Raw genomic sequence first — 15,049 nt, 5'->3', positions numbered from 1 at the left:
AGATGAACAGGAAGCCCAGGCCGAAACTCCCTCGTCCCCCATTTCTTCGCAAGAAGTGAAGTCAATTCCTGAGCATTTATTGAACGATATTGAAGACTACGAAGGTGAGTTTGAAGATTTTGACGATTATGGGGGAGGCCGGACTCAATTTTGGATAAAAACGGCTGTGTTTTGCTTCAGTATAATCCTTGTCGCTCTCATGGTAATGATCGTCTTTTTCCCTAGAGCGACGGAACAATACCTCGGATTTCGTCCTCCGCATCTCAAAGCAAATGAGCCAGATCCAGATCCTTATACAGGGGATGTGGAGGTGAGTAATAGTTCTGCCTTCGTTTCGCCCGTTGATGTAACAGAAACTACTGTGGCCTCGGGAATTCAAGATTTAAGAGAGGAACGAGAGCAGGTGTCGTTTGGAGGGCTTTATCTTCCTACGAACCCTAATGGCGCAACCGTAGTGGTAGGTGATATGGAGCCAGGGTTGAGCCCGATCAAGCTACCCAATATAGAACCGGGGACTTATGATGTAGCGATCAGTAAGGATGGTTACGAAACGCATACTTTAACCATAACGATTGAGCCTAAAGAAGTGAAACGAGTTGATACCGTGGTACTTCGCCGATTGCCCTGATTTCGGACCGGACGATCAGGTTGGCTTAGCAAAAACTATTTCTCTTAGGGAGACTTACGCCCAAGTGTCCAAGTGTTGTCTTCATTAAGCTCGTAGGTGATTCGATCGTGCAAGCGATTGGAGCGTCCTTGCCAGAATTCTATATAGGTTGGCACAATGCGATAGCCACCCCAGAAATCAGGTAGAGGAATCTCACCCGTTGCGAATTTTTCTTTCAGCTTTGCGAGAGTAGATTCCAATACACTTCTCGACGAAATATGACCACTTTGGGTAGAAACCCATGCTCCGAGCTGACTGCCACGCGGACGTGACGCAAAGTACTTAAGTGACAGGCTCGTTGGGACCTTATGTGCAGAACCCCGAATGATGACCTGCCTTTCAAGTGCGAGCCAGGGAAAGAGAGATGCTACCTTGGGATTCTCAGAAATATCCTGTGCCTTGCTGCTGCCATAGTTGGTATAAAATATAAAGCCATCCTCGTCATAGCCCTTGAGAAGGACCGTCCTCGATGAAGGGGATCCTTCTTTGGACACCGTGGTTAGGCTCATTGCATTGGGCTCAACGATTTTCGCTTCAAAGGCTTGGTTGAACCAAATCTCAAATTGTTTGAATGGGTTCGGGTCCAGCGAATCTTTTGTGATTCCTGTCGTTGAGTATTCTTGTCTTAGGCTACTGATGTCCATCCTCAGGTCTTGTTAAGGATTCAATAATGGTTCGATGTTCTGGAAAGCCATGAATGAGCGCATCCCGTTTCCCCAGCTTAAATTCATCCCACGCGAACCCAGGTGCCATGGTAGTTCCCAGAAGTGCCCATTGGCCACCGGAGACCAATCGAGAACCATGCCAACGCTTTCCTCGAACAGGGTATTGGACCTGTTGTCCATTCATGATGTTATGTCCCAGCACGGTTTGTTTAAGCCCTGTTTTAGAGTCTAGTTCATATAACTCAACCGGGTCTCCAATGTAGAAGTGGTACAGCTCATCGTCCTCTAACCAATGCAATGCGGAGAATGCATCTGGAGTAAGTAGAAAGTAGATCGCTGTCCCGAGGTGTTGCTCATAACCCTCTCTCAAATTTACGGTTTCAACCGATTGGTAAGTTCTTCGAAAGAATCCCCCTTCTTGATCGAGTGGCTCTAATTGCAGTTTCTCAATGACTTCGGTGTAAGAAATATGCATCAGTTGAGAATCCTGATGCCCTTGGTTGCAAAGGGTCAACCCATCAAATGCCATTGCAGCTTCAGCCTTTCCTAAGTTCCTCTCTCGGTGACAGAACTTGGAATCCTCAATTCAATAGCTAGTGCTATTGTATCCTCGTTTTTTGGACCCGATGAATATGCTTCCTTCTCCGTAAAACAGTGATTACAAGGAAGCCAGCTCCCAGGAAACCATAGATTGCGGATTTCGGAAGTTCTGCAAAATTCAATCCTGAGCCGGTCGTTCCTGACAGACTGCTAGAGAGTTGCGAGTTTGTGAACAGCTGTGAGCTCTCGGCGCCGGCGCTTGCAAATGCCGCTCCTAGGATGAACGTAAAAAATAATAGTTTGAGGGTACGCATAGAAAGTAGCTCGTCCAGTATTCTATCAGGTAAGGTCTAAACTTGATATCAGGGGGTGGCACTATGCGCCTACTCCAGTTTCCCCCATAAAAGTTTCACGTAAAAATGAAATGTGCATGAGTCTGAATTCTCCGAGAGCTTTTCGATTCATAGAATAATTAGATCCTGAGGTTTGTTTTACCTATCAAACTTGCCTCATTGCCTGAGCATGTGTTGTAATACGACGTTATTGACCCTGTTTTATTCTCACTTTGAAGATCATTGTTACAGCTCTTCGCCAAGAAGCTCGTCCCCTTATCGATGCCCTTGGCCTTAAGCAGGATTCGTCTTCCCGGCGCATCCCCGTTTATACTTCGGCCGATACCTTACTAGTTATAAGCGGTATTGGAAAACTGTATGCGGGTATTGCTACGACTCACGCCATTCATTTGGCGGGAGAAAGTAAGGACAAACATTTGATCAATGTCGGCATGTGTGGAGCTGTAGTGGACCAGATTGCCCTCGGAGAAGCTGTTACCGTGAACAAGATTTGGGATCATTCGAGTGGGAGAGAGTTTTTCCCAGATATGTTGATCAACCACTCTTTGCAGGAAGCCTCCTTAGGTACCTTTGATCAACCGGTTACAACAGCCAACCTACCGATTTTAGCCTGTGATATTGTTGATATGGAAGCGTCAGGTATTTTTCAGGCGGCCCATCTTTTTATGGCTCCCCACCAAATGCTCTTTCTTAAAGTAGCAACTGACTACTTGGAATTTTCTTCTGATGATTATTCTCAGATGCAGCGTTACTACGAGCAATCCTTGGATGATTGGTTGCCAACACTGATGAATTGCGAGCATTTGGACTCCACTGATCCAATCCTATCTCCTGAACAGGAAACCTTATTGAGCTCAGTTGCAGAAAGCATGCGCTTAACTCAAACGCAAACTCACCAACTTCGAGATGCGGTCACTCGGTTCCTTGTTCGAGGAGGGGCAAACTTAGAGATTCTAAAGCCGAATTTGGCCACCCAGCCGAAACACAAAACTCTGAGGAATCAATTGTTTGAGTCGATGATCCAATCATTGAACAAATAGCTGACGTTCCGAGTTGCTTTTCCTGCCTCACTCCCAAGCTTCCCTTTCGTAGATGGCAACTGAACCACCTCTAGTAACGCATTCACCCTAAGTCCTTTATTCCATGTGGCATAAACGATTTTCACACCTGTACCTAGAGGAAGGGGTAGAAAAATACCCAATGACCCGAGTTATTCTGGATCGATTGTCGAACTCCAAACTGGTGACAGTGAAGAATTACAAGGACGTCTTTGCTCGCTCAGGCCAAAATTTCCAACTACAAAAGCGAAGCCCGAAGCTCATCCTGGCCCGCAAGAAGGATCACCTTATCTATGAAGGCTCCATGGCTAGTCAGGATTTCGGTTACCGGAATTTCTACTACAATTCTCTGCTGCTAAATTGCGTCTACAATTGTGACTATTGCTACCTTCAGGGTATGTATCCCAGCGGTAACATGGTGGTCTTTGTGAATGAGGACGACTTTTACCGCACGACTGCTCAGGCGATAGAGTATCGACCTTTTCCGCAGGAGCCGCTCTATCTTTGTATTTCTTACGACACAGACCTCCTAGCCTACGAAGCGATTGTTCCCTACACTTCGCGCTTTATCGAATTCACTCGAGAGCACGAAGACCTGGTTATTGAAATTCGAACCAAGAGTGCAAATTGGCGTGTATTGGAAGACGTAGTACCCTGTGATCGGGCCATTCTTGCGTGGACATTGTCGCCTCCTGAAGTGGCTTCCGCCTATGAGCAACTAACCCCTTCTCCAGAGCAACGTATTCAAGCCATCAAACAATGCCTGGATCGTGGTTGGCCTGTTCGCCTCTGTTTTGACCCTGTCCTCCGAATCGACAATTGGGAGAAGATCTACGTCTCTTTTTTCAAGGAGGTGTTTAAGCACTTGCCAGCTGAGAAAATTCGTGATGTGAGTCTCGGCGTTTTTCGGATGAATCCCGACTATTTTAAGCGCATTAAGAAACAGCGCACTGATTCCGATATCCTTTATTATCCTTTTGAACGCAGCCCATCTTTTGTGTCTTACCCAACGGAAGAACGATCGCTGATGATCGAAACGTTGAAGGACGCACTCTCAAAGTATGTGCCTGCAGAAACCATAGAAACATGGATATAGCAATTGTCACGGGTGCAAACACTCGTATTGGCCTAGCCATTTCCCAGAAGCTTATTGATACGGGCTGCCGGGTTTACGGTCTGGGCTCAGATTTTGAAAATTTCCCACTCGAACATACCGACTTTGTACCGGTCAGTTGTGATCTCACCAATACCGAGCATCTTTGCCAGGTAGTACAGGAGATCCTCGACAAAGAAAAAGACATATACGTGTTGGTAAACCATGCTCGCCACTTGAGTCTGGATCCTCATGAGAAGCTGGGTTTAAACGATTTGGAGTCATTGGTGCATACCAATCTCCTGGCTCCGCTAATACTGACCCGATTGGTGTTACCGTCGTTAATTCGTTTGCGGGGATATGTTCTGAACATCGGATTTCCAGACCTGCCCGGCAGCCATCGTTTGGGCAGCGCCTTTTTATCTACAGAAGTAGCGCTTCAAGAATTTTCGAATCGTCTCTACGAGGAAGTACGACAGGACAAAGTGAAAGTTTGCTCCCTGATACTCGATTCGGCCAATGCCGAACACATGTTCAGGGAGGGATTCACAGAACGTGATAATCACGACTTGATTGTGTGCTCAAATGCCATAGCCCAAGCTGTAGATTATGTCGTCAGCCAAAAAAGAGAGTCTGTGGTCTCGACGTTGGTGGTGCGGCCTCAAAAGAGAGAACCCGATCAGAAAGATTTAGCCAGTGCCAGAAAGTTGGCTGCGCCTAAACCTTATGCTTCCAAGAGTACGCCCAAGAAGGTCGTCATAGGGCGTCTTAAGAAAAAGGATGAGCCTCTGTCTGAAGATAAAGGACCAGCTACCTATATGGATATGGCCCGCGAGATTGTGGCAGAAGAAGCCAAAAATCCAAGTCAGGGGCGGGACGATGCTGCCGATGAAAAGTTAGGAGCAACAGATGGTCCTCCGGTCGAAAAACGACGACGTCGCAGACGGAGGGGGCGTGGAAGAGGACCGAGGGATAATAGAAGGTCTGAAGACCCTGCGAAGAAATCTCAGGACGAAAAGGAGGTAAAGCCGAAGCCTCAGAAGAGAAACAACGAGCGGAGAGCGCCTAAGACTAAATCCACTCCTCCAAAGCCTGAATCCTCCCAAAAGGATGCTAAAGTCTCGAAGCAGCCGCCTGAAGAAAAGCAGCCGCGAGTAAAAAAGGCTCCAGCTAAGAAAGTTTCCAAAAAGAAAGTAGCCGCCAAAAAGCAGGCGAAGAAGGAAGCTCCCGTCAAAAAGGCAGTCGCCAAGCGACCAACGACTAAAAAGGCTCCGGCTAAAAAAATCGTAGCAAAGAAAACGGCGAAGAAAGCAGCAAAAAAAGTGGCTAAAAAACGAATCCAGCCTCGAGTCCAGCCCAAGGATTGATCCAGCTTAATGGGACCAATAGCCAGATCGGAGAAGGACTCCGTTCAATTGTGCTACTTTCTTCTGTTCCATGAAGTAGCACCAGGCATTCCTGCAAATCACCTGCTTGTCTTGGTCAAAAACAGCCACTTGTTTTCGATAATACTCATTCTGTTCAGGTGGCCTGTTCCGATCGTATCCCTCCAGTACATCCAGTTTTCCAAGCACCTCTGATTCCTTGTGATGAAAGGTGAGGAGAACGCCCTTTATGCTGTTTGCCTTACTCTCTGTCGCCCCGGGATAGCCTAAAGAGGGGAAGTCGTATAGATTTCCGTGCACTTGACCCGCCTCAGCATCAAATCGAAACCCTCCACAGTACGTCTCGTGGTAGAATCCACCCGGTTTGAGAGTTCCGTATACAAACACCAGCGTTTGAACTGTAGATTCCATAGAATATTTTCGAGCTTAATGGGTCTAGTGAAATCATGGTCCGGAAAAAGCGAGTCGAATCACATTTCACCACACAGATTCAGTCTCGCTTAGGCCGTTATGTAAGGGCTTTTTACTCATTGACCTGCCTATCTTCCCTTCTATGTTTTCCCACCTCTTATGAATCGGGTGTATATTAAAACCTACGGGTGCCAAATGAATGAGCGCGACTCCGAAGCAGTCGGTGCCATGCTGCGTGGCCGTGGTTACTCCTTGGTTGATAATGAGCACGATGCGGATGTGGTATTGCTAAACACCTGTTCGGTGCGTGATCAAGCAGAGCAAAAGGCAATCGGCAAAACGGGCTACCTGGCCAAGCGCAAGAAAACTGAGCCGGACTTTGTTCTGGGAATCATGGGTTGCATGGCTCAGAACCGTGGGACCGAGTTGGTTGACAAATTACCAGATCTCGATCTCCTGGTGGGGACTCAGAAATTTCATGCGATCCCGGATCATCTGGATAATATAATCCAGACTCAAAAAGGGTTAGGTCCTCATCCAACCACGATTGTTGACCTGGAAGAAGAAGAAGGCTCACAGAATTCCATTCGCGAGCACTTGAGTGACGATCGGCAAATAAGTGCGTTTGTCTCCATCATGCAGGGTTGCAACATGAATTGTGCCTTTTGCATTGTCCCCAAAACTCGAGGGAGTGAACGTTGCCGCCCGATTGAAGAAATTGTCGACGAGGTAGAAGAGCTGGCCGCGACAGGCACGAAGGAAGTTACGCTCTTGGGGCAGATCGTAAATAGCTATGGTCGTCGGGAAATTCCTATTCGGAATAAGAAGTCCCCCTTTGTTCAACTCCTCGAAAAGGTTCAAGATGTGAAGGGCATTGAGAGAATTCGCTTCACTTCACCTCACCCACGTGGATTTAAGCAGGATTTAGTAGAGGCCTATCGCGACCTTTCCAAACTCTGTGAGTATGTGCATTTACCTGCGCAATCAGGGTCCAACCGCATGCTCAAACTCATGAATCGGCCCTACAGCCGTGAGCGCTATCTCGAAATCGTGGATAGCCTGAGAAACGCCGTGCCCGACATGTATTTTTCGACCGACATCATTGTCGGGTTTCCTGGAGAGACAGATGAGGAGTTTGAGGACACCTGCAGCCTGTTCGAAGAGGTGGCCTATGACATGGCTTTTATTTTCAAATATAGCATTCGCACGGGAACCCCAGCTGCCAGTATGGGAGATCAAATCCCCCAGGAAGTGAAGGAAGCGCGGAACCACCGCTTGTTGGATCTCTTGGCCAAGTCCTCGTTTGCTCGTAATGAGTCTTTGGTCGGTACCACGCAGGAAGTATTGATTGAGGGGAAGGCCAAACGAGGAGAACTATTTCAAGGTAAAACCCGCGGCTATAGAAATTGCCTTCTCCCAGCTAGCGATCGTCTGGTCGGTGAGATCGTGCAGATGAAAGTTAACCGTGCGACCCAGAGTAGCCTCTATGGCGATCTTATCCTATCTGGTATTGAAGAAGCAGATACAGTAACTCTTTCCAACAGCCATTAATGACGCTTTCCCTTTTTACTATAACGATTTTAAGTGCCGCACTATTACTGCTCCTGGGAGGCATTCTATTCTGGAATGACAAAACTGTTGCGAGTGTAGCCAAGGGCCTTCCTCGATCGAGGCGGTTTACCATCCTGGCGTTTGGGCTGGGTGCACTCTGGTTTATTTATCGCGTGTCTCAACTTGGAGAGGCTGATTTTGGCAATTGGCGCAATCAGTTGATGATGCTTTTTGGCGCTATCGCTGTTTTATCCTATTTCTTTGTGCCCGACTTCCTGGCGATTCGAGGAGTGTGTATCTGCTTTTTGCTTGGAGCTGCAGAAATGCTGGATTCAGCTTTCGCCTTTTATGAGATTCCGGCCCGTTTATTTTTAGTGACCTTTGCCTACCTGTTGATTGTGCTATCCATCTACCTCGCGGTGGCTCCCTACAGAGCTCGGGATTTCTTTGAATGGTTATTCCAAACACACGGTCGACCTAAATTTATTGGTGGAGTGATGATTGGCTACGGTCTGGTGTTGAGCATCGCGGCGTTTACCTACTAAGGTGGCTGTCTCTTGAATTGATGAGCTCTCCTGAAAAAAACCTGGCACTTTTGATTATACTCGCCGGTCCGACTGGTACTGGTAAAAGCACATTGTGCAATGGGATGACCCAAAAATATAGTGGTATTCAGCGAGTGATTACATCCACTACTCGAGCTCCTCGTGACGGGGAGATAAATGGCGAGGACTATTACTTCTTTTCCCAGGAAGAGTTTGATCAGAAAATTGCGGAAGACGCATTCTATGAACACGCAGAAGTCCATCAGGCTCAGCATCGTTACGGAACCTTGAAATCGGAGATCCAAGGAAAACTAGCTGCCGATCAAGACCTCATCATGAACATCGATGTTCAGGGGGTGGCTTCATTCCAGCGTGCGGCAGAAAATGATCCGTTGCTCCAACAGCGACTGGTCACCGTCTTTTTGATGCCTCCAAGTTTGGAAGAGATCGAGCGTCGTCTTGTTGAACGAGGAAAAGAAGATCGCGCGGCCATTGATCAAAGGTTGGCTACAGCTAGTAAAGAAATGCCGCTGTGGAATACCTACGACTTTTGTTTGGTGAGTGGAACTCGCGAAGAAGACTTCTCCAAGGTCGAGAGCATATGGAGGGCTGAAAAGCTACGCGTGTCTCGGCTGGATTCGTAAGCCTTTTAATTTAGTCCTCGAAAATCGGATAGATAGAAGCACCGGTTTGCAGCTGGTATTCTTTTTTTGCATCTCCGTTTCTAACGGCGACTTCCAGAAATCCACTCGATCCCCAATAACTGACAGGATCCCTTTCGTCGACTTCTCCAAAGGTTTTCGCAACTGGGAAGAGAGTGTCGGCAGCTCTCAAGCCCACTAAGGTTGCTTCCTGGAAGTGCTCCGGTTTGAAGTTTGTCAGGCCATTTCCAAATCGGTCGAAGTAGATAATTTCTCCTCGTACGTAGCCATCTTCAGCGACCGGTTCTGGAAATTGAAAAGGAACTAAAGTCTCAAGCTTACGCCCTGCTTCTTCAAGGAGGGTTCCGGAAGTAATCTGACCAGCCGAGGGTGCGAATAGGTCCCTCCCGTGAAAAGTGGAACTACTTTTTCGCCCCTTCCAAGTAGGATTCTCGATCACATAGGCGTCCCAAGTATCCGACTGGCTGATTGTCGGGTAGAGAACACCATTGTTGGGCCCGACAAAATAATAGTCTCCAGCCCGGACGACTATGGCGTCGCGCTGGGTCCCCACTCCAGGATCAACCACAACGACAAAGGTAGTTCCGGCTGGGAAGTCGTTGAAACAACGGTTGAGAACAAATGCTCCTTCCGAGATAGACCCTTGTTCAATCCCATGGGTGATATCGATCAACTGGGCAGTTGGATTTGCGACTAGGGCAGCTGCTTTCGTGCTAGCGACATACCAATCGCTGGTTCCAAAATCTGTGAGGAGGGCTATAATTCCGTTGACCTTCATGGAATTAGAGCTGAATCGACCCTGTCCGTGATTTCAATGACCTTCTCCACAATAGTGTCCGAAACCAGCTTCCAGACTCGTTTTGACCTTTTCTAAAAAAGTGCCCTTAATTGAATCCGAATCGACTACTAGAGCGTAAGAGTAGTCAAACCCTGAAAACCATTTTTACCTATGCGTCCTTTCCTAACATTTTTCATGTCGATTCTTCTGATGGGGTCTTTGATTCCATTGGCCGCCCAGGACGACTCCTCCTCAGAAGATGCTGACAAACCGACGATGCTGGTTGTCGTCTCCGACAGTTTGGTGAGCAACCGAGCCTACCATAATGATCTGGATATGTATCTCCGGATAAAAGCCAATTTCACCAAAGTCTTTGAGAAGGAAGACTGGCCTGTGAAACTTGAGTTCCAACGTTGGAGTGCAAGTGTCCCCGATGGTGGACTCCAATTACGAATTTGGTTCAAGAGCCTGGAAACAGAGATTATCAACGATCTCGTGTTCCGGGCCTGGGTGAATGTCTATGAAGATGGAGAGAAAACTGAAGATTTTGGAATTATCAAAGTTCGAACATACCCACGTCCTGGTCGTAATCCCTACGATGTAATGGATGATATAGTTTCCTTGGCTGCAGAGGAGGTAGCCAAGGAGCTCAACAAACACAAGTTCGACAAATCCTGACTGAATCCGGGGCTGGTGTAGGAACCAGCCAGCCCCACCTTCGGGAGGATTATTTTACCCACGCAATCACCATGTCATCAACAGAACAACAGGAAGCAGCGATTGAAGAAGCCTTTTTGCTGGCTCAGGTTGGAAATGGTGACAACGAGGCGTTTAGGAAAATCTATGATCGTTACTCGACTCCTTTGTACTCATTGGGGATGCGTATGCTGAGGCAGCCGAGTGAGGCAGAAGAAGCCTTGCAGGATACGTTTCTCAAAATTTGGAACAACGCATCTAAGTTTGATGCCAGGAAATCACGGCCATTTACTTGGGCGGTCACCATCATGCGGCGAACCTGTATTGACCGTATTAGAAAACTAAAACGTATTCCTGAGTCTGTAACGTTCGAACCAACGGATGACCAGGATTGGTCTACACCTGAGAAGCTTAGGGAAACCGCTGTGCGTCATGAAATGCGAGAGCAGGTCCAGACTGCCTTGCAAAACATTCCGGACAAACAACAACGAGCCTTAGAGTTGGCCCTTTTCTCCGGCATGACTCATTCTGAAATTGCAAATGCACTCGAACAACCTCTTGGAACTGTGAAGTCCTGGTTGAAGCGAGGTCTATTCCAATTGCGAACTACCTTAACAAAACCGGCGGTATGAATACTAAGTTAGAAGAACTTGCCAGTCTCTATGTGCTGGATGAATTGAATTACCAAGAGCGTGTAGCCTTTGAGCAACAATTGGAGACTGACACTGAATTGTTGATGTTGGTGAGGGAGTTGGAACTGACTTTGGAGGATCAGATTCGAAATCTTCCTCAATCTGCTGCCCCTGGGAGGGTATTTGAGTCGATTCAACAAAAAATCGGACCGGTCGCCCAAGGCACTTCCTCCAAGCCGGTCATTACCATTTCATGGTCCACCTTCGCTGGATGGGGGATGGCCGCTGCGCTCCTGTTGGGTGTCGGCCTTACCTTGCTTTTGACCAATAGAGGATCTGAGCCTTTCGCTGCTCCTAAACAACCGGTCGTTTTACTCGTGGGGATGGACTCCAAGTCTGCTTTTGTGGAAGCGATACCATCTCAGATGCCAGTTGATGAGCTGGAGAATTTTGTCCAATTGGCTGAGATGGCTGAGACCTTCTGGAAACATCCAGAGCGGCTTCCTGCAAAAGTACAATCGTCCTTGGCTAATACTAAGAGTAGTGGCTATGCCGTATATGATCCCCAGGGAAGACATGGGTTTATTGCTATTCAGAAACTACCTGTTCAAGAGGAAGGAAAGAATTACACGCTCTGGTTGAAGGACCTGGGGTCCAATGTGTTGGAATGCGCTGGTATCATTCCTATGCAAGACAAAGACCAAGGGCTTTATTTCTTCGAATTGGATGAAGGATCAACTTTATCCACTAATCAGGTGGCCTTTTTTATCACCGAAGAGGAAACCACTGAAACCGAGCTGCAGCAACCTCGGGGGGAATTAGTTCTTGGTAGTGATCATATCTAATCCTGACGGCTACTTAGCGCGAAAAAAGCCAAATACACTTCCGCAAATTCCGCCCAAGATGTGAGCGAACTGCGAGACACTGTCTTCTTCAAATGACAGGGCGAACTCGTTCCCGAGAAAGATAATGCAAACAAGGATAAATGTAAGGGGAATTGTCCTCCGCTTTACGTTCACCAGAGAGCTCAGCACTATAAACATAAATACGATCCCACTTGCACCCAGTAGCATGCCTTGAAAAAAGAGCATGTGTAGCAGCCCGGTTACCGCTGCTGTGATTACAGCCATAACAGTCAAATCGGGGGTGCCATACTTTTCCTCGAGAATGGGTCCGATTAATAAGATGATAGTAAGGTTGCCGAGCAGATGCGAAAAACTGGCATGCCCGAGTGCATGTCCAATCAACCGGGGGTAGACGAGTGGATTTGCAAAGCTATCGCTACCGTGCACACTGAATATGTGGATCGTGCTTTTTCCGCCAGTAAGTCCCGAGGCTAATAAAGCCACCAGGCAAATTAAAGAAAAGGTGAGGACAAAGGGAGCGTTGTAGGTTAGTTTAATAGGAGGGTTCATGGGCTGGTTCTTGACAATTGTTGCCTCTCGGCTGCAAATCAACTCCACTTTTCATTGTGGAAGCTTCGCCTGTAGATTCTCCAAATCCTCCTGATCCATCAACTTGGATCGAATCCTATGGAGATTACTTGTATCGCTATGCACTTATGAGGGTCAGCAATGCTTCATTGGCTGAAGATTTGGTCCAGGAAACTTTTCTTGCTGGAATAAAATCACTGAAGAATTTCGGTGGTCGATCTACGCTTAAGACATGGCTCACCGGAATCCTCAAATTCAAGATCATGGACTACTATCGTAAAAGTAGCCGAGAGAAGACATTTACCCAGCTGAGCTCCTTTTACGAAGATGAAGAGCATGAACACTTTGGCGAAAATGGACATTGGTTGAGCGGTGATTATTCTCCTGCGGGCTGGTCGGCGGAGCAGTGGGAGAATGTGGATCGGCAGGAGTTTATGACCCAGTTTCTCCAATGCGCCGAGAAATTGCCTCCGAAGATCAAACAGGTCTACCTGATGCGCGAGGTCGACGGCATTGATAGTAAGGAAATTGTGGAGAAGCTCGAGATAACTCCGCAAAACCTCTGGACAATTCTTCATCGGGCGCGAATGGCTTTGAGGAAATGTCTTCAGGATAATTGGTCGTCTCCTGATAAGCGGCTTTAGCCTTCTTTTCCGTCCTTTTCAGCCGTCTCTTCCAGCAATGCTCGCATCCGGGCTTTGCAATCTTCCGATAGGCGATCGCCTTTTAACTCGGCCAGGGATTCTCCTTCGTCTTTGACGGTATGATTTACTTTTTGAACCTGATCAGAGTAGTCGATACACCAACTGCAAATCCAGCCGTGCATACACATGCGAATACGCTCCCCAAGTGTGAGTTTTCGGTCGAGCGACTCTGAGCATAGACGAGACATGTCCTTACAACTCGGTGTCAGTCCACTCATCATTTTTGTGAACAGGCCTTTCATAATTCAGCAATAGAAACCACCGTTTTTGTATATTGCGCAAACGGTAGGTTCAAAAGTTGGTCGGAGGAGGACTAAAACCCTTTCTTAATTTTTCAAACTCTTTCGGGCGCATGGCCCTCATTGAGGAAATTAGAGTTCCGGGAGACGACCGATGATATGAATCAAGATCGCTTAGGACCTCAAAGAGTCATTTGCCATTTCTGCGAGAAATGACTCGTAGGTCCGTTTGATCCCTGAATCCAGATCAATCTCCCTTGTCCAGCCCAAGCTATTGAGCAAAGAGTTGTCCATTAACTTTCGGGGCGTCCCGTCTGGTTTGTCCAGGTCCTGAACTATAGTTCCTTCGTACCCTACGGCATTTTTTACAGATTCTGCGAGTTGTCTTATAGAAACTTCGTCGCCGCTGCCGACGTTTACCCAATCGGGTGGGTTATTCAAGCCCATGAGGAAGAGCGAGGCATCTGCCAAATCGTCCACATGCAGGAATTCGCGTAATGGAGTTCCCGTTCCCCACATAACGACTTCTGGATCGCCATTTTCTTTCGCCTCATGGAATTTTCGAATCAGCGCAGGGAGCACATGAGAATTTTCAAGATGATAATTGTCGCCTGGACCATACAAGTTTGTGGGCATGAGTGAGTGAAACATCACCCCATATTGCTTGCGGTAGTACTGGCACATTTTAAGACCTGCAATTTTAGCAATGGCATAGGGCTCGTTGCTGGGCTCCAGCTCACTTGTCAGTAAACAATCCTCCGGCATGGGTTGCGGAGCCTGTTTCGGATAAATACAAGAGCTCCCCAGAAAGAGAAGGCGCTTCACTCCAAACTCGTACGCAGCGTGAATCTGGTTGGTGGCAATGGCCAGATTCTCGTAGATGAAACCAGCCGGATAAGTGCTGTTGGCTCCGATGCCGCCTACTTTGGCTGCCGCTATGACAACAGCATCTGGTCTTTCCAGCTCATAAAAACGTCTAACCGCTGTTTGATCGGTCAGATCAAGTTCGGCTCTCGTTGAGGTTTCGATTTCCTCGTAACCAAGAGAATCGAGTTTGCGTACTATAGCCGATCCGACCATGCCGCGATGACCAGATACGTAGACTTTCCATGAGGGATCCATATCGTTGAAAAAAATTAGTTTGCTGATGCTTGTTTAACAGCGAGTTCCTTTTTAGCCAGCTGAAGGTCAGCCTCAACCATAAGTTTTACCAGCCCCTTGAAATCTGTCTTGGGTTCCCAATCGAGTTGTTTCTTGGCTTTAGCAGGATCGCCAATAAGTAAATCTACCTCTGCAGGGCGTTCGTAGCGTTTGTCGTAGTCAACAAATTCTTCAAAATCCATGTCGAGACAAGCGAACGATTCCTGGCAAAACTCCTTAACAGAGTGAGTTTCATTTGTCGCCAACACGTAATCGTCAGGGTTGTCCTGCTGAAGCATTAAATACATACCCTCGCAATATTCTTTTGCGTAGCCCCAATCACGTTTTGCATCGAGATTACCCAGATAGAGTTTATCTTGTAGTCCCATCTTAATTCGTGTGGCTGCACGTGTAATTTTACGGGTCACAAAGGTTTCACCGCGACGAGGAGACTCATGGTTAAAGAGAATACCGTTGCTCGCATGCAAATTGTAAGA

At 47.4% G+C, this 15,049-nt stretch carries 19 protein-coding genes (1 of these 19 only partly in view); 11 read left to right on the top strand and 8 right to left on the bottom strand.

What is annotated here, in order from left to right:
• Nucleotides 1-55 precede the first annotated feature (55 nt).
• Entirely contained in the window at nucleotides 56-628 is a 573-nt protein-coding gene (locus tag GA003_18915) for a PEGA domain-containing protein (protein ID QXD28046.1), read from the top strand.
• A 44-nt stretch (nucleotides 629-672) separates the two neighbouring features.
• Here the strand turns inward: GA003_18915 and pdxH are convergent, their stop codons facing one another.
• Both pdxH and GA003_18905 read right to left on the bottom strand, forming a co-directional pair.
• Nucleotides 673-1,311 (bottom strand): pyridoxamine 5'-phosphate oxidase, encoded by a 639-nt coding sequence (pdxH, locus tag GA003_18910; protein ID QXD28045.1) that lies wholly within the window; start codon nucleotides 1,309-1,311, stop codon nucleotides 673-675.
• Entirely contained in the window at nucleotides 1,298-1,807 is a 510-nt protein-coding gene (locus GA003_18905; protein QXD28044.1) for a cupin domain-containing protein, read from the bottom strand. Before GA003_18905 ends, pdxH begins: the two co-directional genes overlap by 14 nt.
• Nucleotides 1,808-2,437: 630 nt before the next feature.
• On the opposite strand from GA003_18905, the gene GA003_18900 reads away from it, so the two are divergent.
• From GA003_18900 to GA003_18890, 3 genes are all read left to right on the top strand, one after another.
• Nucleotides 2,438-3,265, top strand: coding sequence for a hypothetical protein (locus tag GA003_18900; GenBank protein ID QXD28043.1), 828 nt, complete (start codon nucleotides 2,438-2,440; stop codon nucleotides 3,263-3,265).
• A gap of 103 nt (nucleotides 3,266-3,368) precedes the next feature.
• Nucleotides 3,369-4,379: a DNA photolyase gene (locus tag GA003_18895; protein ID QXD28042.1), complete on the top strand. Its 1,011-nt coding sequence runs from the start codon at nucleotides 3,369-3,371 to the stop codon at nucleotides 4,377-4,379.
• On the top strand, nucleotides 4,370-5,743 hold the full coding sequence (locus tag GA003_18890; protein ID QXD28041.1) for an SDR family NAD(P)-dependent oxidoreductase: 1,374 nt from the start codon (nucleotides 4,370-4,372) through the stop codon (nucleotides 5,741-5,743). The genes GA003_18895 and GA003_18890 overlap by 10 nt, the downstream gene beginning before the upstream one ends.
• A 6-nt stretch (nucleotides 5,744-5,749) precedes the next feature.
• On the opposite strand, the gene GA003_18885 is transcribed toward GA003_18890, so the two are convergent.
• Nucleotides 5,750-6,172 (bottom strand): gamma-glutamylcyclotransferase, encoded by a 423-nt coding sequence (locus GA003_18885; GenBank protein ID QXD28040.1) that lies wholly within the window; start codon nucleotides 6,170-6,172, stop codon nucleotides 5,750-5,752.
• A 159-nt stretch (nucleotides 6,173-6,331) separates the two neighbouring features.
• Between GA003_18885 and miaB the strand changes: the two genes are divergently transcribed.
• From miaB to gmk, 3 genes are read left to right on the top strand one after another with little or no spacing between them, the layout of a single operon-like run.
• A complete protein-coding gene (gene miaB / locus GA003_18880; GenBank protein QXD28039.1) occupies nucleotides 6,332-7,723 on the top strand; it encodes a tRNA (N6-isopentenyl adenosine(37)-C2)-methylthiotransferase MiaB in 1,392 nt (463 codons plus the stop codon).
• On the top strand, nucleotides 7,723-8,268 hold the full coding sequence (locus tag GA003_18875; protein ID QXD28038.1) for a hypothetical protein: 546 nt from the start codon (nucleotides 7,723-7,725) through the stop codon (nucleotides 8,266-8,268). The genes miaB and GA003_18875 overlap by 1 nt, the downstream gene beginning before the upstream one ends.
• Nucleotides 8,269-8,288: 20 nt before the next feature.
• The gene (gmk, locus tag GA003_18870; protein ID QXD28037.1) at nucleotides 8,289-8,912 is read left to right on the top strand and encodes a guanylate kinase; all 624 of its coding nucleotides are present in this window, start codon (nucleotides 8,289-8,291) and stop codon (nucleotides 8,910-8,912) included.
• Nucleotides 8,913-8,922: 10 nt separating this feature from the next.
• On the opposite strand, the gene GA003_18865 is transcribed toward gmk, so the two are convergent.
• The gene (locus tag GA003_18865; GenBank protein ID QXD28036.1) at nucleotides 8,923-9,708 is read right to left on the bottom strand and encodes an SAM-dependent chlorinase/fluorinase; all 786 of its coding nucleotides are present in this window, start codon (nucleotides 9,706-9,708) and stop codon (nucleotides 8,923-8,925) included.
• A 171-nt stretch (nucleotides 9,709-9,879) separates the two neighbouring features.
• On the opposite strand from GA003_18865, the gene GA003_18860 reads away from it, so the two are divergent.
• From GA003_18860 to GA003_18850, 3 genes are all read left to right on the top strand, one after another.
• Nucleotides 9,880-10,386 (top strand): hypothetical protein, encoded by a 507-nt coding sequence (locus GA003_18860; GenBank protein ID QXD28035.1) that lies wholly within the window; start codon nucleotides 9,880-9,882, stop codon nucleotides 10,384-10,386.
• Nucleotides 10,387-10,457: 71 nt separating this feature from the next.
• A complete protein-coding gene (locus tag GA003_18855) occupies nucleotides 10,458-11,036 on the top strand; it encodes an RNA polymerase sigma factor (GenBank protein QXD28034.1) in 579 nt (192 codons plus the stop codon).
• A complete protein-coding gene (locus GA003_18850; protein ID QXD28033.1) occupies nucleotides 11,033-11,881 on the top strand; it encodes a hypothetical protein in 849 nt (282 codons plus the stop codon). Before GA003_18855 ends, GA003_18850 begins: the two co-directional genes overlap by 4 nt.
• A gap of 9 nt (nucleotides 11,882-11,890) precedes the next feature.
• On the opposite strand, the gene GA003_18845 is transcribed toward GA003_18850, so the two are convergent.
• A complete protein-coding gene (locus tag GA003_18845; GenBank protein ID QXD28032.1) occupies nucleotides 11,891-12,451 on the bottom strand; it encodes a rhomboid family intramembrane serine protease in 561 nt (186 codons plus the stop codon).
• A gap of 56 nt (nucleotides 12,452-12,507) precedes the next feature.
• Here GA003_18845 and GA003_18840 point away from each other — a divergent pair, with 56 nt between their 5' ends.
• Entirely contained in the window at nucleotides 12,508-13,113 is a 606-nt protein-coding gene (locus GA003_18840; GenBank protein ID QXD28031.1) for a sigma-70 family RNA polymerase sigma factor, read from the top strand.
• Here GA003_18840 and GA003_18835 read toward each other — a convergent pair.
• The 3 genes from GA003_18835 to gmd form a co-directional block, all read right to left on the bottom strand.
• On the bottom strand, nucleotides 13,110-13,415 hold the full coding sequence (locus tag GA003_18835) for a hypothetical protein (GenBank protein QXD28030.1): 306 nt from the start codon (nucleotides 13,413-13,415) through the stop codon (nucleotides 13,110-13,112). The two genes, GA003_18840 and GA003_18835, sit on opposite strands and share 4 nt — an antisense overlap.
• A gap of 171 nt (nucleotides 13,416-13,586) precedes the next feature.
• Nucleotides 13,587-14,534 carry a GDP-L-fucose synthase gene (locus GA003_18830; protein ID QXD28029.1) on the bottom strand — a complete coding sequence of 316 codons (948 nt, stop codon included), beginning with the start codon at nucleotides 14,532-14,534 and terminating at the stop codon, nucleotides 13,587-13,589.
• Between the two features lie 14 nt (nucleotides 14,535-14,548).
• Nucleotides 14,549-15,049, bottom strand: the final stretch of a protein-coding gene (gene gmd / locus GA003_18825) for a GDP-mannose 4,6-dehydratase (protein ID QXD28028.1). Its footprint extends 516 nt past the window's final position; the window shows 501 of its 1,017 coding nt (coding positions 517-1,017); its start codon lies off the right edge, out of view; the stop codon is at nucleotides 14,549-14,551.

It is taken from the genome of Opitutia bacterium ISCC 52 (genome assembly GCA_014529675.2).
GTDB lineage: Bacteria > Verrucomicrobiota > Verrucomicrobiia > Opitutales > UBA2995 > UBA2995.
The sequence above is the reverse complement of the archived record's forward strand: the minus strand, read 5'-3'. Positions and strand labels throughout refer to the sequence as shown.